Source organism: Nostoc sp. (assembly GCF_036919815.1).
GTDB lineage: Bacteria > Cyanobacteriota > Cyanobacteriia > Cyanobacteriales > Nostocaceae > Nostoc.
The window spans coordinates 135,748-156,640 of the sequence record NZ_JBALCE010000011.1; the positions used below are offsets into that span (position 1 = coordinate 135,748).

Annotated in this window: 21 protein-coding genes and 1 other RNA gene; 11 read left to right on the plus strand and 11 right to left on the minus strand. The window is 40.8% G+C overall.

Going from position 1 to position 20,893, the window contains the following annotated elements; genetic code table 11:
- Positions 1–52 precede the first annotated feature (52 nt).
- Together V7K15_RS03905 and ssrA are read left to right on the plus strand one after the other, a co-directional pair.
- Positions 53–190 (plus strand): hypothetical protein, encoded by a 138-nt coding sequence (locus V7K15_RS03905; RefSeq protein ID WP_334903166.1) that lies wholly within the window; start codon positions 53–55, stop codon positions 188–190.
- A 73-nt stretch (positions 191–263) separates the two neighbouring features.
- Positions 264–653: a transfer-messenger RNA gene (gene ssrA, locus V7K15_RS03910) on the plus strand.
- Positions 654–966: 313 nt separating this feature from the next.
- Here the strand turns inward: ssrA and V7K15_RS03915 are convergent.
- Both V7K15_RS03915 and V7K15_RS03920 read right to left on the minus strand, forming a co-directional pair.
- The gene (locus tag V7K15_RS03915; RefSeq protein WP_334903168.1) at positions 967–1,455 is read right to left on the minus strand and encodes a helix-turn-helix domain-containing protein; all 489 of its coding nucleotides are present in this window, start codon (positions 1,453–1,455) and stop codon (positions 967–969) included.
- Between the two features lie 1,027 nt (positions 1,456–2,482).
- A complete protein-coding gene (locus V7K15_RS03920) occupies positions 2,483–2,944 on the minus strand; it encodes a BON domain-containing protein (RefSeq protein ID WP_334903170.1) in 462 nt (153 codons plus the stop codon).
- A 116-nt stretch (positions 2,945–3,060) separates the two neighbouring features.
- On the opposite strand from V7K15_RS03920, the gene V7K15_RS03925 reads away from it, so the two are divergent.
- From V7K15_RS03925 to V7K15_RS03940, 4 genes are all read left to right on the plus strand, one after another.
- Positions 3,061–3,201, plus strand: coding sequence for a hypothetical protein (locus V7K15_RS03925; protein ID WP_334903171.1), 141 nt, complete (start codon positions 3,061–3,063; stop codon positions 3,199–3,201).
- A 61-nt stretch (positions 3,202–3,262) separates the two neighbouring features.
- A complete protein-coding gene (locus V7K15_RS03930; protein ID WP_334903173.1) occupies positions 3,263–3,421 on the plus strand; it encodes a hypothetical protein in 159 nt (52 codons plus the stop codon).
- A gap of 112 nt (positions 3,422–3,533) precedes the next feature.
- Positions 3,534–4,454 carry a ribonuclease D gene (locus V7K15_RS03935; RefSeq protein WP_334903175.1) on the plus strand — a complete coding sequence of 307 codons (921 nt, stop codon included), beginning with the start codon at positions 3,534–3,536 and terminating at the stop codon, positions 4,452–4,454.
- 227 nt (positions 4,455–4,681) lie between these two features.
- Positions 4,682–5,524 (plus strand): tetratricopeptide repeat protein, encoded by an 843-nt coding sequence (locus V7K15_RS03940; protein WP_334903177.1) that lies wholly within the window; start codon positions 4,682–4,684, stop codon positions 5,522–5,524.
- A gap of 387 nt (positions 5,525–5,911) precedes the next feature.
- Here the strand turns inward: V7K15_RS03940 and V7K15_RS03945 are convergent, their stop codons facing one another.
- The 3 genes from V7K15_RS03945 to V7K15_RS03955 are packed head-to-tail and all read right to left on the minus strand — an operon-like array spanning position 5,912 to position 8,156.
- Complete coding sequence (locus tag V7K15_RS03945; protein ID WP_334903179.1) at positions 5,912–6,253, minus strand: hypothetical protein; 342 nt, start codon at positions 6,251–6,253, stop codon at positions 5,912–5,914.
- A 2-nt stretch (positions 6,254–6,255) separates the two neighbouring features.
- Positions 6,256–7,824: a sodium:solute symporter family transporter gene (locus V7K15_RS03950; RefSeq protein ID WP_334903180.1), complete on the minus strand. Its 1,569-nt coding sequence runs from the start codon at positions 7,822–7,824 to the stop codon at positions 6,256–6,258.
- Positions 7,825–7,880: 56 nt separating this feature from the next.
- A complete protein-coding gene (locus tag V7K15_RS03955; RefSeq protein ID WP_334903181.1) occupies positions 7,881–8,156 on the minus strand; it encodes a DUF485 domain-containing protein in 276 nt (91 codons plus the stop codon).
- A gap of 432 nt (positions 8,157–8,588) precedes the next feature.
- Here V7K15_RS03955 and V7K15_RS03960 point away from each other — a divergent pair, with 432 nt between their 5' ends.
- Positions 8,589–9,197, plus strand: a complete 609-nt coding sequence (locus V7K15_RS03960) for a site-2 protease family protein (protein WP_334903182.1) — start codon at positions 8,589–8,591, stop codon at positions 9,195–9,197.
- A gap of 98 nt (positions 9,198–9,295) precedes the next feature.
- On the opposite strand, the gene V7K15_RS03965 is transcribed toward V7K15_RS03960, so the two are convergent.
- From V7K15_RS03965 to V7K15_RS03975, 3 genes are all read right to left on the minus strand, one after another.
- Positions 9,296–10,966, minus strand: a complete 1,671-nt coding sequence (locus tag V7K15_RS03965; protein ID WP_334903183.1) for a phosphatidylglycerol lysyltransferase domain-containing protein — start codon at positions 10,964–10,966, stop codon at positions 9,296–9,298.
- Positions 10,967–11,035: 69 nt separating this feature from the next.
- Positions 11,036–11,938, minus strand: a complete 903-nt coding sequence (locus V7K15_RS03970) for an alpha/beta hydrolase (RefSeq protein WP_334903185.1) — start codon at positions 11,936–11,938, stop codon at positions 11,036–11,038.
- A gap of 138 nt (positions 11,939–12,076) precedes the next feature.
- A complete protein-coding gene (locus V7K15_RS03975) occupies positions 12,077–13,051 on the minus strand; it encodes an alpha/beta hydrolase (RefSeq protein WP_334903187.1) in 975 nt (324 codons plus the stop codon).
- A 170-nt stretch (positions 13,052–13,221) separates the two neighbouring features.
- Here V7K15_RS03975 and V7K15_RS03980 point away from each other — a divergent pair, with 170 nt between their 5' ends.
- Positions 13,222–14,163 carry a lysylphosphatidylglycerol synthase domain-containing protein gene (locus tag V7K15_RS03980; protein WP_334903189.1) on the plus strand — a complete coding sequence of 314 codons (942 nt, stop codon included), beginning with the start codon at positions 13,222–13,224 and terminating at the stop codon, positions 14,161–14,163.
- A gap of 1 nt (position 14,164) precedes the next feature.
- On the opposite strand, the gene V7K15_RS03985 is transcribed toward V7K15_RS03980, so the two are convergent.
- From V7K15_RS03985 to V7K15_RS03995, 3 genes are all read right to left on the minus strand, one after another.
- Complete coding sequence (locus V7K15_RS03985; protein WP_334903191.1) at positions 14,165–14,317, minus strand: hypothetical protein; 153 nt, start codon at positions 14,315–14,317, stop codon at positions 14,165–14,167.
- 147 nt (positions 14,318–14,464) lie between these two features.
- Positions 14,465–16,153: an NAD(P)H-quinone oxidoreductase subunit 4 gene (locus V7K15_RS03990; RefSeq protein WP_334903193.1), complete on the minus strand. Its 1,689-nt coding sequence runs from the start codon at positions 16,151–16,153 to the stop codon at positions 14,465–14,467.
- Positions 16,154–16,389: 236 nt separating this feature from the next.
- Positions 16,390–17,109, minus strand: a complete 720-nt coding sequence (locus tag V7K15_RS03995) for a response regulator transcription factor (RefSeq protein ID WP_334903195.1) — start codon at positions 17,107–17,109, stop codon at positions 16,390–16,392.
- 576 nt (positions 17,110–17,685) lie between these two features.
- Between V7K15_RS03995 and V7K15_RS04000 the strand changes: the two genes are divergently transcribed.
- The 3 genes from V7K15_RS04000 to V7K15_RS04010 all read left to right on the plus strand — a co-directional run bounded on the left by V7K15_RS04000 (position 17,686) and on the right by V7K15_RS04010 (position 20,730).
- A complete protein-coding gene (locus tag V7K15_RS04000) occupies positions 17,686–18,780 on the plus strand; it encodes a hybrid sensor histidine kinase/response regulator (protein ID WP_334903197.1) in 1,095 nt (364 codons plus the stop codon).
- 112 nt (positions 18,781–18,892) lie between these two features.
- Positions 18,893–19,540, plus strand: a complete 648-nt coding sequence (locus tag V7K15_RS04005; protein WP_334903199.1) for an SMI1/KNR4 family protein — start codon at positions 18,893–18,895, stop codon at positions 19,538–19,540.
- A gap of 869 nt (positions 19,541–20,409) precedes the next feature.
- Positions 20,410–20,730 (plus strand): RNA recognition motif domain-containing protein, encoded by a 321-nt coding sequence (locus V7K15_RS04010; protein ID WP_334903201.1) that lies wholly within the window; start codon positions 20,410–20,412, stop codon positions 20,728–20,730.
- Positions 20,731–20,893: the final 163 nt, after the last annotated feature.

Here is a 20,893-nt window from a genome sequence, read left to right on the forward strand (position 1 = left end):
CTAATTGTTAGTTGCGATAATAGCTAATTGCTAATTACTTTAAGATTAGCAATTGGCTATTTTTTTTCTGGTAAATTCGCTGTTTCCTTCGGCTCATTCAATGCTGCTAGAAAAGCGAACTGCTGCTGTGGTTGTTCTGCAAGCTTTTGCGCGACATCTACAACTACAAGGGCGAATCTTTAGATTTTAAACAGCAACCAAATATTTTTTGTCTAGTAACACATTTCAAACATTGCGTATTATAATTGAAGAATGAAGCGCATGGGTCCGTCACGGTTTCGACAGGTTGGCGAACGCTGCTCTGTGATTCAGGTCGAGAGTGAGTCTCCTCTCGGAAATCAAAGGCTCGAAAAAAAAGTAAATGCGAACAACATCGTTAACTTTGCTCGTAAGGACGCTCTAGTAGCTGCCTAAACACCTCTTATAGGTTCGAGCGTCTTTAGTTTGACTCCGTTAAGGACTGAAGACCAAACCCCAACGGATGCTCTAGTAAGCGTTCTCTGGTTGGCTTGCTGGCTAAGATTAAATCAGAGCATCCTACGTTCGGGATAATGAACGATTCCCGCCTTGAGGGTCAGAAAGGCTAAACCTGTGAATGAGCGGGGGGTCAATACCCAATTTGGACAGCAGTTCGACTCTGCTCGGATCCACTAAAAGTAACTAACAAATCCACCAAAGACTTTAATGTTTAGGTGGATTTTGTTTTATCTAAACATAATTCAGAAAGAATTGGAGTCCGACTGGTGGATAGCGCCACGGTGAGCGAGTCCGCGTAGATTGCTTTCCCGTAGGAGTGCGTCTTGATTCTGACTTCTGAATCAACAGCTATTCAAAAATCAGCTAATTATTAGACCTGCTGCAAAAGTCGAACACCCGCCCGGAAATAAATTTTCTTTTCTTATAGCTCTAGTCGGTTTAAACCAACTAATGACACTATTTTTAGTCGGTTTAAACGGAGTTTTACTATTAAACAGGGGCTTGATTCCCTGGCGGTTCAAGTATTTTTGCAACAGGTTTATTCTGTTTCTGGGTTTGAGTGCGTGGGCTTCCAAACCTCCTTCCCCTTTTTTTAAGTACCCGTCGTAATCGATCTGCACTCAAGCTTACTTGACGCTCAGATGCCAGTTTTTTTGCCAGTTGTTTAGAGTTATAAGTCTGTGGCTCTTGAGCTAAACAATTTTCTAGATAAACCAAATCTGATTCCGAATATCGGGGTTTTCCTCCTCGGCCAGGAGCATCCCAGAGACCTACTAAACCCATCTTTTCCCAGCGATGAAGAGTTTGACGTACTGTTGAAATTGCCCAGTTTAAGCCTTTAGCAATATGCTCATTTTTTAAGCCGCGAGCATTCAGCAGTAAAACTTGAGCTCGATCCTTAGTACGTTGAGGAACATCTTTGGCTTTTCTTAACTCTTCTAAAGTCAGCTTTTCTTCTTTATTTAGAAAGACTTTCAATCGGCATCCCATAAACGATAACCTTTAACACAGTCAATTGTTTGGTATTGTTATGTCTATTCACGCTTCTATATCTACTACGGCAGGCACTTAATAATATATTGCTAAACTCAATAACAAGTATTAAGTATGCCGAAGTTTAGCCTTATGGCTGTTATACGCAAAGTATTAGATTGAGAACATTGTTAATATTTGGAATTTATCATCGGTAATGAATTTTTGTAAAAAGTTAGGCACACAAAAAACGATACCCTTAGTCTGTATGGGTATATAGACTTGATAGCCACACGCTATAGCTTATGGCTATAATGAAAATAATTTGTTGGCGTTGTCTTGGTTAATGTTAGGTTGATAATAAAGAAACTGTATCATTAAAATTATTAGATTATTCGTATTATTACGGTCATTCATCGAAACTTTAAAAATGATTTTTACGCTAGTTTTTACTTGAATGAGCCGGAAAAGATATACAGTCCCACTTCTTTTTATTTAAATCGTCTCAGAAACTTTGCCTTGATTATCTCTAAGAGGGTATGTATTTTCTCGACTTTATATAAAATTTATATTTTACGTAACAAGATTCTTGCTTCAGACAAAAATATATTTAATACCAATACGCTTGGGTTAAGGCTAAAACTCTTTGTCAAAGTCAATTTTTTTAACGAACCGCATTCGCGCAGCGTCTCGTAGAGAAGGACGCATTCGCGTAGCGTCTCGTAGAGAAGGAAGAGAAGGAAGAAATGCTTAACTGAACTGTATTGTATTTAATACCCATTGGAAAAACAGTATTAACAGCTTATTTGATGCATATCTAAAATGTGCGAAAAATTTGTCCTACCTTTCCTACTTAGGGAAACTGAAAGCTGAAAGAGAAGTAATCAGGACTTACGTAAACAATAGCTAAAAATAATGATTTTTAGGTAGGGGCAATACCCTGCGGTCAGCCTTCGTCTAGATGAATTGCCCCTACAACATCTGTGGTTGAATTAAATGAAAACTGCTGTAACTAACAGTTTCAGTTATGCTTTTATGGCTTTTTCACAGCTTCAACTTTTGCTTCCACCTTCACTGTCTTCACACCTTGGACTTCTTTAGCCAAGGTTTCAGCTTTCTGAAGTTCTTCAACAGAAGCTGCTGTGCCTTTGAGGATAATTTCACCTTCTTTGTTTTCAACTTGTAACTTATTGCTTGGTAAACCTTTGTTCAACTTTTTGCTAACTTCCGTTTTTAAGTCGCCCTTGGCTTTTGTTGCTGCTGGTTTTTCAGCATCGGTTTTAACTTTGGTGTCTGTGCTAGCTACTGAAGGAGTAGTTTCTTTTCCTGGAATGTTGGTAGTAGTTTGATTTATTTGAGAAGCTGGTGTTGCTGGTGCTTGAGCGGCTTCATTAGTAGTGTTAGGAGTTTCCGAACCAGTTTTAGGAGCCTTTTGACAGCCAAAAGTACCAACTACCAAAATGCTGCTAACTAGTAAGAGAATTAGGTTTTTCATTATCTATCTCCGAATTGAGTACTTGAAGTCTGTGTCATGGTGAGGAGCAGATGTTAAAAAACAATCAAATGTGAAGCAGTAAATGTACCCAAAGCTCGCACTCAGGTTACTGAAAATTGAAACTTGGACGATTTTTTGAAGGTAAGATTTTTCGCCCAGTTTTGAGAAATGCCAATTCAATTTTCCTGACGGCTGCTAACCAGGATGTAGCTTTCTATGAATTTAAGGTAGATGCTGAGGACTATGCCATCCCATAGTGGTGACTCGATGTTATCAGATTTGAGTCTGTTTGGCGATGTCTACGATGGTTACTGACTTGTGCCGAGCGCAGCCGTACTCCTGGCGGAGGACAAGCTACGCGGAGCGTCTCGTAGAGAGGTAGCTTGCCGTACCACTTCTCTACGAGACGCGCTCCGCGAACGTGGAAGCAAGCTACGCGCAGCGTCTGGTAGAGAAGTACGGGCGTTGCGGCGGTAACTCAAAACTTCAGTGTTTTTGCAATACTGTGCCAGCAAAATTACCAACAAAATGTTACTTTAGAAAACTATGGCTTGCTTACAATGCCCTAAATATCAGAAAATATTAGCCAATGCCGTACCTTACTTCTGCGGACGAAATTTGTGCCATTGTTGCTGAATATACCAACGCTAAAACGCTGTGGATAGATACAGAAGTGGCTGACTATAAAAGTCGTAATCCGCGACTATCGCTGATTCAGGTATTAGATGATCCTCAAGATATGAGTGGCGATCGCGTCTACCTTTTAGATGTCCTAGATCAGCCTAACATTATAGCTGAATTTATTGATGAAATTATGATAAATTCTGCAATTGAAAAAGTTTTTCACAACGCCAGTTATGATCTAAAGCTTCTCGGTAACAAGAAAGCCAAAAATATTACTTGCACTTTGGAAATAGCAAAAAAAATTCCCTACTATCTTTTACCATTACCCAACTACCAACTCAAGACCATAGCTACAGCACTTTGTAGCTTTAACAATATCGACAAACAAGAACAAAAAAGCGATTGGGCAAAACGTCCCCTAACTGAAGAACAGATAGAGTATGCTTACTTAGATTGTATTTATCTTGCTCAAATCCACTTAAATTTGTTAGGATTACAAGCCCAAGCTAGCCCCAACTCTGCAACGGAAGACTTAATATCACTAAGTAGCAGATACTCACAACTTCAGCAGCAATCGAAGTTGTTGAATTCTGAATATGAGCATTTAGAAGAACGCATGAAAAAAGCTATGCAAGCTCAGAATATATCCGAAACTTCTGATTATAAGCTGACTAGTTCTGAGCGCACTACAGTCAAAGCTACTTTTATGGAATTGGCAAGGTTAGCACAAACTCAAGGTATTAATTTAGATTTTCCGATCACACTAACTCAGAAACTCCAAAAAGATTTAGGGCAAAATCTGGAACATCTGTCTGTAGATATTGACAAAACTATTTATTGGCGGCTAAATTCCAAAACTCAAGAGAATCAAACTGAGGATGAGTAAATTGTTCATCAGGCTACAAATGTCAGAATTTATCTAGCAAGTTTGATACTTTATAGTTGATAATTGCTTTGACAAATAACCATTAAATAAAGCTATTGAATATCACCTAAATTTGTCAATTCACTTTACAGTTATATCAAAAGTTAGAATAATTATTGAGTGAAAGAATTAAAATCTAGATTTTGGTAGTAATCTTATTCCGGCGTTATGGCAGTTTATATTAACTTATGAGACGGCGTTTATTTGGGCAAAAGCGAACAAGGGTAAATACTTTATTTACCATAGCTATTTTTAGTACATTGACTGCAATTAGCAGTGTTTCTTGCAGTCAGAATGAGAATGTATTGGTGACAGAAATAGGAGTCAGTCCACCTAGCCGTCGTTCAGCGACAACATCCATTGGTGGGAAATTCTATATTCAGGGAAAGGATCAGCATTTAAACGGCGACTTGCAAGCCGCGATCGCTTCCTATAGTAAGGCAATTAATCAAAATTCTCAATATGGCGCTGCCTACAACGGTCGGGGATTAGCCTACTTTGATTTGGGAGACAAGGATAAAGCGATCGCAGATTACAATCAAGCACTTCGCATCAACCCTGATGACGCTGAAGCCTACAATAACTTAGGAAATGCTCGCGCCTCACTGGGAAGCAACAGAGAAGCAGTCAAAGATTACAGTGAAGCGATTCGCCTTAATCCCAACTATGCCGAAGCCTACAATAATCGAGGGAATGCCCGCGTCACCAATGGAGACAAAAAAGGGGCAATAGATGATCTTGATCAAGCAATTATCCTCAACCCCAAATATGCGATCGCTTATAATAACCGAGGAAATGCCCGTGCTGCCAATGGAGATCCACAGGGTGCGATCGCAGATTACAATCAAGCCATTCGCCTCAATCCTAACTTTGCCCCTGCCTACAATAACCGGGGAAATGCCCGCGTCACCAATGGAGACAAACAGGGTGCGCTTAAGGACTTACAACAAGCAGCAAGCATTTTTCAAAGTCAAGGTAACAACGACTTATATCAACAAGTGATGAAAAACATTAAAGAACTTGGACAGTAAGGAAAAGCAGGGTTTTAGTTACAGCTATTTTCAGGTAAATAGACCACACAGTAAGGGCACAGCAATGCTCATTGGTGTCAACTTAAGCTGAAATCTTCTGACTGTATGAGTTTTGCCCTCACCCCCAGCCCCTCTCCCAATATGGGAGAGGGGAGAAAATTCCCCTAACCCCTTCTCCCGTCTTGGGAGAAGGGGTTAGGGGATGAGGGCAACCGTGGAACCCTTTTTTTGCCTGACTTCTACCTTAAGTTGACACGTATGAGCTTTTTCTGTGCCCCTACGACAGATGTGGTTCAAATACTTGAATTCTGCTGTAAATCAATGGCGATGAGAATAGCGTGTCAATGGAAAAACAGAACTTTGCGATCGCTAAAATCGCAATTGCAGTCACAAAATCGATAAATGCGTTGGCGTAGCCCAACCCAGGCATCGCCGAAATAACAAACGCGAACGCCGAAATAACAAACGCGAACGCCGAAATAACAAACGCGAACGCCGAAATAACAAATGCGAACGCCGAAATAACAAATGCGAACGCCGAAATAACAAATGCGAACGCCGAAATAACAAACGCGAACGCCGAAATAACAAATGCGATCGCCGAAATAACAAATGCGATCGCCGAAATAACAAATGCGATCGCCGAAATAACAAATGTGAACGCCGAAATAACAAATGTGAACGCCGAAATAACAAACGCGATCGCATGACTTGTTTGTGCGTTGACAAAATCACATTCCAGAACCAATGTGAATGCGATCCTCAACTTCCGCAAATTTTTCTAGTGCCTCCTGTTCAGTACTCAATAGTGAAACGACGATCGCCACAATAAATGCCAATGGGATACTGATTAATCCAGGATTTTTCAAAGGAAAGGGTGCTGAAGCGTGCTTGAGAATTGTTACTTGAATTGTAGGTGACAAATAAATTAGCACTAAAGAGGAGACAGTACCTACTAACATACTCGCAACCGCCCCGTTAGTGGTGAAGCGTCGCCAAAGCATTGATAAAAGCAACGCTGGGAAGTTTGCACTAGCTGCGATCGCAAATGCTAAACCTACCATATAAGCGACGTTTTGCCCTTTAAACAAAATACCCAGAATTATCGCCACTAACCCCAAAACCATTGTCGCACCACGAGCCACTTTCAGCTGTTCTGACTCGTCGGCATGGCCAGAGCGCACCACATTTACCCATAAATCGTGGGACAATGCAGCCGCACCTGAGAGCGTCAACCCCGCTACTACCGCCAGAATAGTTGCAAAGGAAACAGCCGAAATAAAACCTAAGAAAGGATCACCACCGAGAAATTCTGCTAACATCGGTGCAGCCATATTACCACCAGTACCAATTTGCTTGATAGCATCTTGACCTACCAGCACCATCGCTCCAAAGCCCAGGATGAAGGTAAGGAGATAAAAAACGCCAATAATCGCTGTAGCGTAAGTAACAGAGAGCCGCGCGGCTTTGGCGTCGGGTACGGTGTAGAAACGCATCAAGATGTGGGGTAGTCCAGCCGTGCCGAACATCAACGACATCCCCAAGGAGATAGCATCAAGGGGATCAGAAACCAGTTTACCCGGAGCTAATACACCTGTATACTTTTCAGATGCAGCCGCAAAAAGAGCGATCGGGTTAAAGCCAAATCGTGCCAGTACCAAGATAGCTAGTAAGATTGTTCCGCCGAGCAACAAAACTGCTTTAATAATTTGTACCCAAGTGGTGGCAATCATCCCGCCAAAAATCACATAAGCCATCATCACGCAACCGACGATAACCACAGCTAATTCATAATCAAAGCCAAATAATAGTTTGATTAGCTCACCAGCACCTACCATCTGGGCAATTAAATAAAAGCTAATTACTACCAGCGTTCCAATCGCCGATGCTATGCGTACAGGTTTTTGCTGCAAACGATAAGCTACTACATCCGCAAAGGTGTATTTACCTAAGTTGCGTAGTGGTTCGGCAATTAGGAACATGACAATCGGCCAGCCCACCAGGAAGCCGATAGAATAAATTAAGCCGTCAAAGCCGTTGAGTGCTACCAGCCCAGTGATACCTAAAAAGCTAGCTGCACTCATAAAGTCTCCCGCCAAGGCCAGCCCATTTTGGAAACCGCTAATCTTACCGCCAGCTGTATAGAATTGTGCTGTATTTTTGGTGAGCTTTGCCGCCCAAAAAGTAATGCCTAAAGAACTTGCAACAAACAGAAAAAAGAAAGCGATCGCTAACGGGTTAAACTTACCAAGACTGCTAATATCCGCCGCTAGTGGCAGAGCGAACCATACACTATTCATGCTTAATTTTGGGTTTGATAATTTGGATTTGGGACTAGAAATTGCTAATAGTTAATTTACTTGCGTGTCAGCCTGGCGATTTGATCGTCGTAACTACTATTTGCCCAGCGCACGTAGATAAAAATTAATACCCATGCTGAGACAATTACCAGCGCCCCTAGTAAAATTCCCAAGCTGAGGCCAGGAACTACTAATGACCCCAGTAGGGGCTTATTGAATGCGATTAATAGGATAAAGCCAAAGTAAATAAACATCATGGCTCCACTGAGAATCAGGGATACCCGCCAACGTTCTGCCGCGAGAGCCTGTAGAGCCTTTGTGCGATCGCTCATGTCTGACTTTAGGTTGAGAAGATTAGGTCAGATTGTCTCATTGAAGTTGATTTCTGCCTAATTTTCTTAAAGATTATTAGTAAATCTATTGCTATTTCAGGTAATAAAATTAACTTTGCAAAGTGATATACCAAAATCAAAGTACATATGCTTTTTTATACTACTTTATTCTACTAGTATCCAAAAGTCTCTAATCTTTATATACTAAAAGTTATAATAAATACGTAGTTATTACCAGGTTTTAAAATCCCAAAAGTGTTATGGAATGTTTTTTTAAGCTATTAAAAATCAATTGATATTAATCAAAGTAGCAAATTTTGATTTATAAAATATACCAAAATTTACCGTAGCAAGTTAAGCAAATATCTTGTTAAGCTTTATACACAATAATTTCTATTACATAGATATTACCTCACCAAAATTTAATAAAGTATGTTTATCCAAACACTCATCACAGAGCCGATTCATTTTTTCAGAATCGTTGTAATTGTCATTTTTTCCATCACTTTGCATGAACTTGCTCACGGCTGGGCTGCGATGAGTCAGGGAGATAACACTCCACAACAAACTGGTCATCTCACGCTTAATCCTGTAGTTCACATGGGCAAAGAATCCCTCATCTTTCTCTGTCTCATGGGTATAGCTTGGGGACAAATGCCCGTCAACCCATCTAAGTTTCGCTCTGGGAAGCTAGGCAATATTTTGGTATCAGCAGCTGGGCCATTATCAAATCTGGCTTTAGGCATTCTGTTTATTGTGCTGCTCAAACTTTTCTTTAAACCTAGTCTTTCAGGACTCTTCAGTGTCGAATTTTTTTACCTAGCGGCTCGGATTAATTTGACGTTATTTCTGTTTAATCTGCTGCCAATCCCACCACTCGATGGTTTTCATGTTTTCAGTGAGATTTTTCCTCAGCTAAAACCACTACAATATACCCAGTTCGGACTCTTTGCCATGATGCTTCTATTTCTAATTCCGGGTTTGGGGACAGGACTTAGTAGGATTGCTGATTTATTTATCCGATCAGGATTGGGGATGTAAACAGCAACTTTTAGGCAAAGGCAAAGGAAAACTTGAATGAAAATCAAACAAAAACTTGTGGTTGCTATTATTAGCATTGCCTGTTATTTTTCCCACATTTAGGCTCCCGGTTTGAAATAATCGAAAAGGCGATCGCCTGAATCGGCGCGAATCAATGCTACAACTACATCAGGTAAGGCGGTTAAACTGGGGTAAACCAAATAACGCGGTTCCCAACGGGGGCGGAACTTCTCTCTGTAGGCGTGCAATCCCTTGAAATTGTAGAAGCGATTCAAATGCCCATAAAGATAGTGCAATACTTTCTCCAAGCGGCGTGATTCTGGGTTCTCTCCAACTCCAGCAAGTGCAGAAAGACCGAAATTAAAGCTATCGTAGCCACACTCTTTAAAATGTTGAAGCAGGGAAATAAATAGAAAGTCCATTGTGCCATTTTCAATCGACGAGCGATGTCGCATCATGTCAATAGTGGCTTCGTTGAGTTGGTACTCCCGGAGAATGTTGGCAAAGGCGCTGATTTGACCTTCGGGATTATGCACTACAGCAATCTCGCACTCTCGCAGGTAAGCTTCCTCAAACCAACCCAAAGAAAAGTGTTTTTCCGAACCTTGTACCATTTTCAGCCATTCATCACTCACAGGTTTGAGTCGGTGCAACAAAGCATCGGCGATGGGTGGTTGGTAAAAGTCGATTTGGTATCCTAGCTTAGTTAAACGATTGATTGATGGTCTAAAGTTTTTACCGGCTTTACCTTGTAATGTAAAACTTTTCAGGTCAACGATCGCTTCTTCTCCAATCTTGAGTACCTTAAACCCCAATGACTTATAAAGCTCAACATCATCGGGCAAAGTTTGGTAAAAGCCAGGATACCAGTCATTGCGCTGGCAAAACTGCTGAAAAGCAATAATTGTCTCTTTGCGGTCTTCAATCGGGCCGATGGGATCTCCTAAGGCGATCGCGCCCCGTCCTTTAGGAACATAAGCAATTACACTATTACCTGAAGGACTGAAATAATAACTTTTATCATTTAAGAGTGTGAAAGCTGCTAAAGAAGAACATCCATATTGCTCGACAATTTCTTTAACTTTTTGCCGCTCATTTGTGGTTGCTAGATTCCGCGAAAACACAGGTTGCAATAGCATTACTATTGCATATGTAATCGTAACTGCGGCAATAATATAGATAGAATTAGCAAAGAAATCTCCAAATCGGCTCTTTGGTTGTAGTCCCCAATTATCCTCGGTGAAGAACATCGCCAAAGTCTGAAGCATCGCTTCCCGCCAATTAAAATTCTCGGAAAACTTGCCGTCTAACAAGTAAAATCCAATAGTTCCGTATGCCAGGGTAAATAGTAAAGCACCGATCAGGGCTCGAACTCCCCGTGCAATGGAAGGACGGTCTGATTGCGCCGTGAAAAAATGGCGCATCAAAATTAATTGCAGCAGTAAAACTCCAGAGAGTAGGCTTTCTTCATAGTCCAATCCCTTCAGCAAGTGGCTGAAAATCGAAATCACTAGTAAAGTAATCGTCAGTAACCAAGCGATTCTTTTTCGGCGTAATAAGTTAGTAGCAAGTGCTAGTAAAATAAACCCAGTCAACGCTGCAAATATATGACCACTAGCCCGGATTTCAAATGGTAAAAATTCCTTCAACCAGTGATTTCGCCCATACAAGTTAGGTGTCACTGCTGACAACAAATTTACTACTCCGACTAAACCTGTAAGGAAAGCTGCACTCCAAAGTCCAATCTGAGTTTTTAAATTATTAGTCATTTGTTCTTTGTCATTTGTTCTTTGCCGTTTTTCATTTGTTTTAGCGTTAAAACTCTTAACTCCTAACTCCTAACTCTCAACTTTTTTAAACTGTTCACCTACATAGAAGAGCGAATCTTTGAGATGTTTGTGAAAGTAGTTCCAGCCTATATCTGCACCAGACAAACCATGACCTCCAGGAAATGCATAAAATACGTGAGCAATGCCTAATTTATTTAAGGTTTCGTTGAAAACTTTGGTAGAAGCCAGTAAATTAGTATCGTTCAGACCTGCATCTAGGTAAACACGCAATTGCTTTCTATCTTCAACTGGTAGCTGTTGCACGATTTCTTGGGGACTATTTTGTGAACCACTATTATCGGTAAAATAACCGCTATGGCTAAACAGAATGTGGAAGTTGTTAAGATGGCGTAACCCGATATTAAAAGCCCCCCATCCCCCAGAAGACAGACCTCCTAGCGCCCAAAACTGGGGTTCTTCCAAAGTGCGGTAGCGCGATTTGACAACTTTTACTAATTCTAAACCAATCAAAGTCCCCACTTTGCCATTCTGCCCATCAAAATAATCAGGATCATACAAAGGACTGGAACCGCGATTATCATTACCATCAGGTGTAATCACAATCGAGGGCGGTAATTTTCCACTTTGATAAAGTTCATGCAGTACGTCTAAGAGTGCATACTTGTCAGCGTAAGCGCGAGCATCATCATGACCACCGTGTAATAAGAATATCACGGGGTAGCGCTTTTGCTGATTTTTGTTATAACTCGGCGGCAAAATCACACCGTAGTTACGGACTGCACCCATCGCTTGGGAGTTGAAGGTTGCTAATTGAAACTTTAGCCCGGTATCTGCCTCTTCTGGGGGCGGGTCTAGTTGTGGCGCACCTAAGATGAATACATAATAATAACTAGCAGTCGTGAGGAGTGCGATCGCTCCTACCAAGCTAATTAAAAATTTAGAAATCTTCATATTCTTTTGGCGGTTAAAAAAAATCACCTCAATTAGAACTTACTATAGTTAATCTGCTGAAAAACTGCACCAAATTTTTCCACGTTCACCTTTGGATGTCAACGTTTTGGCAAAATTGCATTTTTTTCACCAAAAGTTCTAATAACTTCGAGTATTTTTACCCCGATTAAAACCTAAATTCTCATCTCTATGAGCTATCTCAGAAGCTCTAAATTGTTTTCCCACAAATGTCAAAGAATCCGCTAAGTGTTCACGCCAGTATTGCCAAGTGTGACTGCCAGGAAACTGACGAAACGAATTATAAATTTTATGTTCGTTTAGTACTTTAGTAAATCCTTTGGCTTCGTCGATTTCTTCAATATCTGATTTACCTGAATCTAGGTAGATCCGTAACCTTTTTTGAGCTTGTAGGGGAATGGTTTTGATATAAGATATTGGGCTATTTATCGGGCCACTTTTATCATGAAAATAACCACTATGACTAAATAAAATCGAGAAATGATCCAAGTTGTGTAATCCCACATTCATTGCTCCCCAACCACCTGAAGATAAACCACCTATCGCCCAAAAATCTGGATTAGTTAGTGTACGATAACGGCTTTGCACAACTTTTACTAACTCATCCCCTACGGCTGTGGAGACTTTACCGTTAGGGCCATCGATATATGCGGGGTCTCGGTAGGGACTAGAGCCACGTTTATCGTTGCCATCTGGTGTGATGATGATGCTGGGTGGCAACTTACCTGTAGTATAAAGTTTTTCTACAGTCTTAAGAGCTTGTCCCTTGTTCTGAATAAACCAATCAGTAGGATAACCATGTCCACCGTGCAGGAGAAAGATTACAGGATAACTTTGTTTTAGGTTTTGTTTATAGCCCGGTGGTAAAGAAACGCCGTAGGTACGACTTGCACCCATTACCTGACTATCATAGGTTTCAATCTTGTAAGTTAGAGGAGTAGCTAAATCCCTAGTATCAGGCTGGCTTGAAAAAAGAGAAGGCGTTGTTTGTAAATCCTGCTGTTGAGGTATTGCTGCTACACTTTGACGGTAATTACAGCCAACTAGAGTTAATACGGAAACTAGGAAGAGAATTTTAGATTTTTTGTAGTTCATTTATTTAGTTATCACTATAAAAAAAACTTTGTAGCTGGTGTTTATCTTCAAAAGCTTATGCAAATGATATGTCAATGCTGTGTCAAACCGATGGAAATTTGGCGACTGCTAGGAAGTTAAAAGTCAAGACTTAGAATAGGTTTCTTCACTTAGTACTCAGGACTTTTAAAATGCTTAAAAAGTTTCGACTCAAATTTAGCACGCTGTTCGGCTTGTCGCTGCTGGTGCTTTCTGTGTGGGCGATCGCTAACGAATTGCATGAGTATAATTATCGTGATATCCTCAACTCTCTGGCCGCTATTCCCAAAAGCCGCTTAAGCTGGGCAGTTTGGCTGACAGCCTTGGGTTATCTAGTGATGATTGGGTACGATATGTTAGGTTTTAGCTACATTAATCGTTCCCTAAGTTGGAACAAGATTGCTTTAACCAACTTTATTAGCTCTGCGTTTAGTAATACCATCGGTTTTGCCTTGCTAACTGGCAGTGCTATCCGTTATCGATTTTACTCTAGTTGGGGAGTGTCAGCAGTAGCGATCGCTCAAGTAATTGCTTTCGCCAATTTTACCTTTTGGTTGGGGATGTTTGCTGTTGCAGGTTTGTTGTTTATCATCAACCCCCTCAAAATTCCCACTCAACTACATTTACCTTTTACCACTGTGCGTCCCATCGGCGTGATTTTTCTGCTCCTGGTAGCTGCTTATTTGCTAGGAAGTATTTTTATTAAACAACCGTTAATAATTCGGGGACAAGAATTTCGATTTCCTTCTTTGAAAATATCCCTGGTTCAAATAGCAATTTCTGGTTTTGATTGGATTTTGGCAGCAGCAGTTCTTTACGCTGTGCTTCCCACTAATATATCTCTGTCCTATCTAGACTTTTTGGGAATCTACTTACTAGCGATGTTTGCGGGTGTTGTTAGTAATGTCCCTGGTGGGTTAGGAGTATTTGAAACTGTAATTTTGCTGATTCTCTCCTCAAAAGTTTCGGCGGCGGCAATTTTGGGATCAATGTTAGCTTATCGGGGAGTCTATTATTTCTTACCTTTGCTAGTAGCAGCAGGTTTGCTAGGACTTTATGAAATTAGATTTAGAGCAGGGAGTTTAAAAAAATGAATCATCTGTAAAGGTCTATATAGGAAATTCTTGGGTCAAATTTTTTAGCAGTTGGTATAATCACCTTTGCCCAAGCCCAAAAATATTTCTCAACAATTCTAGCTTTTATTAAAGATTGTTCTTTCTGTTCATCAAAGAAAGAAGTATTACTCATACGCAACCCACTTATGTATTACTCTAATGTAATAATTGTAGGTTGCGTAGAGCCTTTGGTCAAAGTAATAACCTAATAAAAACGCATAGACGAGTAGTAGTTAGTCGTAGACAACGCTCTTTTCGACAAGTCTATTGGTCAAAAAGCTTACTTCAAAGTTCCCAAGATGGGCGCTACTTCAACCTCTGAAATTTGCGGAACCAATAATGCCTTAGCATAAATCTGGGGATTTGTTTGCGAGACTATGGCATAAGACTGGCGAAGATTAGCATTCACTGCGACAGTCTTCACGTCGTACATCTGCATCGCCATTTTGGGATAGAAACCAATACCAATAATCAGCACCAGAAAACAGGCAGCGATAAACACCTCACGCGGTCTAGCATCGTCGTAAACTGCATCTTCTGGCACGAAGCAGTCTGTACCAAAACAAACTGTTCCGTCATCTTCTTGATTTTCTAAGCCTGCATTATTGATGTCGCAGATGAGTGCTGCACCGTCACCATAAAATACCTCTCGTAGCATGGAAAGTAGATAGATAGGTGTGAGGATGACTCCTACTGCGGCGAGAAAAACGGTGACAGTGCAGAAAGTTGAACTGTAAACGTCACTGCTTGTCAGACCAACGAATACTGATAGTTCGCCAGCAAAGCCGCTCATACCGGGAAGTGCGAGGGATGCCATTGCTGCGATTGTAAACAGGGCAAAGACTTTGGGCATGGCTTGACCAATACCGCCCATATCTTTCATTATCATTGTGTGGGTGCGATCGTAAGTAACGCCTGCTAAGAAGAACAGCACCGATGCAATTAAACCATGCGAGATCATTTGCAACATTGCACCGTTGATTCCCAAATCAGTGAAAGACGCAATCCCAAGCAGTACAAACCCCATGTGAGAAATCGACGAATAAGCCAAACGCCGCTTCATATTCGTCTGAGCAAAGGAGTTCAATGCACCATAAATAATATTGACAACACCCAGAATCGCTAGAACTGGCGCAAAGTAAATGTGTGCATCGGGGAGTAGTTCAAGATTCAGGCGAATCAGCCCGTATCCGCCCATCTTCAGCAACACACCAGCCAAAATCATCGACACAGGCGAGGATGCTTCGCCGTGGGCATCAGGTAGCCAGGTATGCATCGGGAAAACAGCGAGTTTGACACCAAATGCAATCAACAACCCTGCATAAAGTAGCAGTTGTAGACCAAGGGGATATTCCTTTCTGGCGAGGGCGGTGATATCAAATGTCATATCACCGCCACCGTATAACCCCATTGCCAGGGCCGCCACCAAAATAAATATAGAAGCCGCTGCGGTATACAACAAAAATTTCGTAGCCGCATAACGACGCCTTTGCCCACCCCAAATGCAGACTAGTAGGTAGACGGGAATCAGCTCTACTTCCCACATAATGAAAAATAGCAGCAAGTCTTTGGCAACGAACACCCCTACCTGTGCGGAATACAGCACCAGCATCAAGAAATAGAAGAGGCGGGGGCGGTGATCAACTTGCCAAGCCGAAAATATCGAGAGTGTGGTGACAAATCCTGCTAGAAGCACAAGTGGCACTGAAAGTCCATCAACTGATACCGCCCAGTTCAAACCTAACTGAGGCACCCAGGCATAATTTTCCACAAGTTGAAAACTAGCACTGCTGGCATCGTAATGTTTCCAAAAGGCGTAGCACATCAAAGCAAAGTCTGCCATACCTACACCCAGTGCATACCACCGCACGCGCTTGCCATCTTTATCAGGCAGCACAGGGATGAGCAAGGCAGCAACGAGTGGCAGTAAGACGATCGCGGTAAGCCAGGGAAATTGATCCGCTATCATGATGTATATGAAAAAAAATACTTATTTGTGAATGCTGTTATTCTACTAAACTTTGTAACAATTTGTTCATAAATCTTTGTTCCACTTAACCGCTTTGACCGAAAAAGAATTATGACCAAGCATTTCGTTAGCGCAGCATCTCGGAAAAAGTTACAGTTTTGAGGTGGATAGTTCAGTACCCGTTTTTAAGGAATTAAAAATTACTGTGGAAATTGCAATGTGAGTAGGTGAACTACTCACGGTACTAATCCAGCACGCAAAGCCCGGACAGCAGCCTGTGTACGGTCAGCAACACAGAGTTTATTGAGAATACCTCGAACATGAGTTTTTACAGTACCGACTGTTAGATACAGCCTTTTAGCAATTTCTGCATTGTCACACCCAGCGACAATCAACTCTAAAACATCCATCTCTCTATTAGTTAAAGGATAGCCGACTATACTTTTCTCAATATCTGGGTCAATACCTTCAATTAAGACTCTTTTTCCAGATGTGCCTCTGCTAGCATCGGGGAAATCTTGACGTATTTGTTGTAGTACAATATCTGCGATCGCTGGATCGATCCATGATGCACCTGCATAAGTCGTTTTCACAGCCTCAACTAGTTTCTCAGTTTCGATATCCTTCATGCAATAAGAATCTGCACCCGCCGCAAATGCTGCTAAAACTGCCTGTTCGCTATTCTGCATCGTTAAAATTAGCAGCTTTGTTGTATAATCTTCATGTTCTGCTTGATATTGCCTAAATGTGCGTGTTAGCTCAATCCCATCCATGTCAGGCAAACCAATGTCAATAGTAGCAACATCAGGCTTGAGAGTTTTTAGAAGCTTGATGCCGTCGGCAGCATTCGCGGCTTCACCAACAATGTTTAACTCTGGCTGCGTTTGTAAGGCAGCCCGTAAGCCGATTCTTGTCAGGTTGTGATCTTCAATCACGAGGATGTTGATTTCACTCATAGTTGCTTAACTTTACTGTGATCTATCTAAAATACAGATTAAAATAATCTCGTTCTTCTATTCGGGATTTTATCCAAAAAGCAATGCGTTTGGGATTATTTCCTTAAGTTCATCTACCATTGCACATAAATAACCTAATCTCGGAAGTTTTTCTCAAGCAAGAGTTGCGATATAACAATATAACTCAATCAAAAAATATTTTTATACATTTACTTGATGATAGATGTTTGATGGCAAACAACTCCTCTCTGAAAATCCTGTAGCAAGCAAGAGTGGGTGACTATTTAATAGTTGCCCTTCCAATAGCTAGAATGATCCACATAGAAGGGACGTAAACTACCTCACCTTAAGACGCCGACACAAATATTGCTTGGATAATCAGACGGCTAAGATACCTATGAAATAGTTTTAATTGATACATTAATTAATAACACAAATAGTGTAATTACGTACAAGAATAAAATAATTCAGGAAACTTTAAAGGAAAATACGAATCCTTAATAATCTCAGCGCTAGTGAAGTAAGCTATTACTAGATTTGCTAGGGATAGCCAAGCACTTCTTTTTTTATTTAGCCATGTCTTTAACCAAAAGTGTCAAAAAAGATAAAATTCTCGTTGTCGATGATGTTTTTGACAATTTACTGGTCTTAGAAGCAGTTCTAGAAGATGAGGACTATGAGATTAACTTGGTGGAAGATAGCAAAATTGCTCTGAGTATGGTTGAGCAGTCGCCGCCAGACTTAATTCTCTTAGATGTGATGATGCCGGAGATAGATGGCTATGAATTTACTCGACGCATCCGCCAGAATCAGGCGTTGCCATTTATCCCCATTTTGCTGCTCACGGCTCACTATGAGTCTAGCGTTGTTGAAGGACTTGATGCGGGTGCAGATGACTTTATTCGTAAACCATTCGATCCTGATGAACTACATGCACGAGTGCGATCGCTCCTGCGCCTCAAGCATAGTATCGACGAACGCGATCAGATGGCTAACCTCCGTGCAGATTTTGTCTCGCGTTTTACTCACGATTTACGCATACCTCTAGTAGCCTCCAACCGCGTATTAAAATTATTGCTGTCAGGCAGGTTTTGTGAAGTTTCGCCACAATTGCAAGAAATAATTGATACCATGATTGGCAGTAATCAAGACCTGCTGGAAATGGTAAATACCTTGTTAGAAGTTTATCGTCATGAAGCCGGCTGTAAAACCTTAAAAATTTCTCCCTGCAATATTCAAGAATTAGTTAGCGAAGTTTCCCAAGAATTAACTCCCTTAGCTGAAGAAAAAAGATTAGTTGTAAACATTGATATAGGTGAAACTGCAAGCACCATCATGGGCGATCGCGTAGAACTGCGGCGAGTTTTGACAAATATTATCGGTAATGCGATCAAATTTACAGACAAAGGTTCTGTAGATATTCACTGCTATCTCACTCCGGTAGCTGTGACTATTGATATCCAAGATACAGGGTCGGGAATTTCTAAACAAGATCAGGCAATATTATTCGAGCGATTTCGCCAAGGTAAACACCAGCGTTCTGGTAGTGGTTTGGGACTCTATCTATCTCGCTGCATTATCGAAGCACATCAAGGCACAATCAATGTGACATCTGAACCAGGGCAGGGTAGTACATTCACTATACGTTTACCTGTAGCTGGCGAAAACTAAAAGTAGCGATAGGCAAAAAATCTCAGGTAAAACACAGATTTAAGAAAGGGAGAATATTAGACGAGATCGTTGAAAATAGTTTCGTCTTTAATCACTAAATGAGGTTAGTCAAATGTCTGAACTTATGGATGAACTTCAATATATTTTGAATTGGTTAAAATCCACTAATGTTGAATTCTTCGATTGTTACAATCCAGGTTTAACTCGCCAGCAAATTGATGAAATTACTAAGGATTTACCATTCAGGTTATCCGAGGAAGTATACGAGCTTTATCAATGGCGTAATGGAACCGCCGATCTTGGTTATAACAATGGCTATCTACCACTCTATTTTTTGTTTCCTGACCAATTTATGAATCATTCACCTATTCCATTCTATACTTTACAAGAATCAGTTTCAAATTATCATGATTTATGGCAACTTGCACAATCAATTATGATGAATAAGCCATATAATAATCATAAAGGATGGGATCAAAAATGCTTTCCTATTGCCTCATTTGAGAACAAAACAATTCTATATATAGTTGGCGATCTCAATCCATCTCCAATTTATGTTGTCGATTATATTTTTATTGATAATCCATTAAGAGTATATAACAATCTCACCAGCATGATATCTGTAATTGCAGAGTGTTGTGAGTTGGGTTTATATAAACTTATACCAGATGAAAATGGAGAAGAAGATGACATGATAATACGAATAGATCAAGAAAAGCTGGAACTTGAAAAAGAGATATATCGAAAATATAACTCATAATTATAGTTAATCTAAAGCTAAAGAATTTTATTCTGTGGTTTAGGAATTTGACGATTCCATTCTGACCTAATTATTTATTAGATTTTATCAAGGTTAATCACGGAATTTGCCAAAGCGCTACCACAGGAACTTTCTGGTGGGATGAAACAACGGGTAGCGATTAAAGAAAGTATCCCATAGTAAAAATAGATACTCTAAACATCGACTGCTGCGTAAATTTATGTAAGTAGATGAAATTTTCTTCAGTTCAAAAACGAACTGAGGCGATTTATCATTTGGATTTGACGCTAAGATTTTTTATTTGTCCAAAGTCCAATCGAATTGTTCTCGCGTACTTCTGTACGAGAGGCTGCGCTCAGTACAAGTTTAAATTCGCTTGCTCCTCGTGCGATCGCTGCGTGATTGCCTACGGCAGGTACGCGATCGCAGTTGCTTTCATGGCGGGTTCTCCAAAGGAATACAAGTCGGCATAGCTTTTATATGTTGCCTGACTTTGCCTTTCATATTAAAATTTGGAAGTAATACTTCATGGTTAATGCAGTTAAACTTCAATTCGGATATTAAAGATGCGCTCCTGTATGTCTGATTTCCTTTATCACCCTACAGAATTTATCTTTTTCCATTTCCAACCCTTTTTTGCGGTGGGCTGTACTTAGGGTAAGTGGGGGCGGGCGATCGCCTAGATGCGATCGCATCACTGATTAACTAACCACTGGATGCAGAGAGTTAGCTCCTATGTCATCCTAGATTAGGAGAGTTAGTTCCGTGATGTCTTTGATTTTAGTATTGAAGGGCTTTTTCCTTTTAGTATTTACAGACTTCTCAGAGAAATTAAAATCTCTACACAGTGATGATTTTGGAGATAATCGATGTCAATTTATGTAGGTAACCTCTCTTATGACGTTACACAAGAGGATTTAACTGGTATTTTTGCAGAATATGGTGCTGTCAAGCGGGTTCAAGTACCTACTGACCGTGAAACAGGTCGTCCGCGAGGCTTTGCTTTTGTGGAAATGGGAACTGATGCTGAAGAAACAGCTGCTATTGAAGCTCTAGACGGTGCTGAGTGGATGGGTCGTGACCTGAAAGTAAATAAGGCTAAACCCAAGGAAGACAGAGGTGATAGAGGTTCCTTTGGTGGTAATCGAGGCGGATATGGTGGTGGCGGCGGTGGACGCTCGCGCTACTAACTTTGGAAACAAAAAAATTTACCTAGAGTCTTAAGTCAGACAAGGAGTCTGTCTTTTTTTTGCACTTAGGACTTACGCAAAACTACATGAGGTAGGGGCAATTCATGTAGCTTTAGCTTACCGCAGGGTATTGCCCCTACCTCAAAATCAGGGTTTCGGCTAT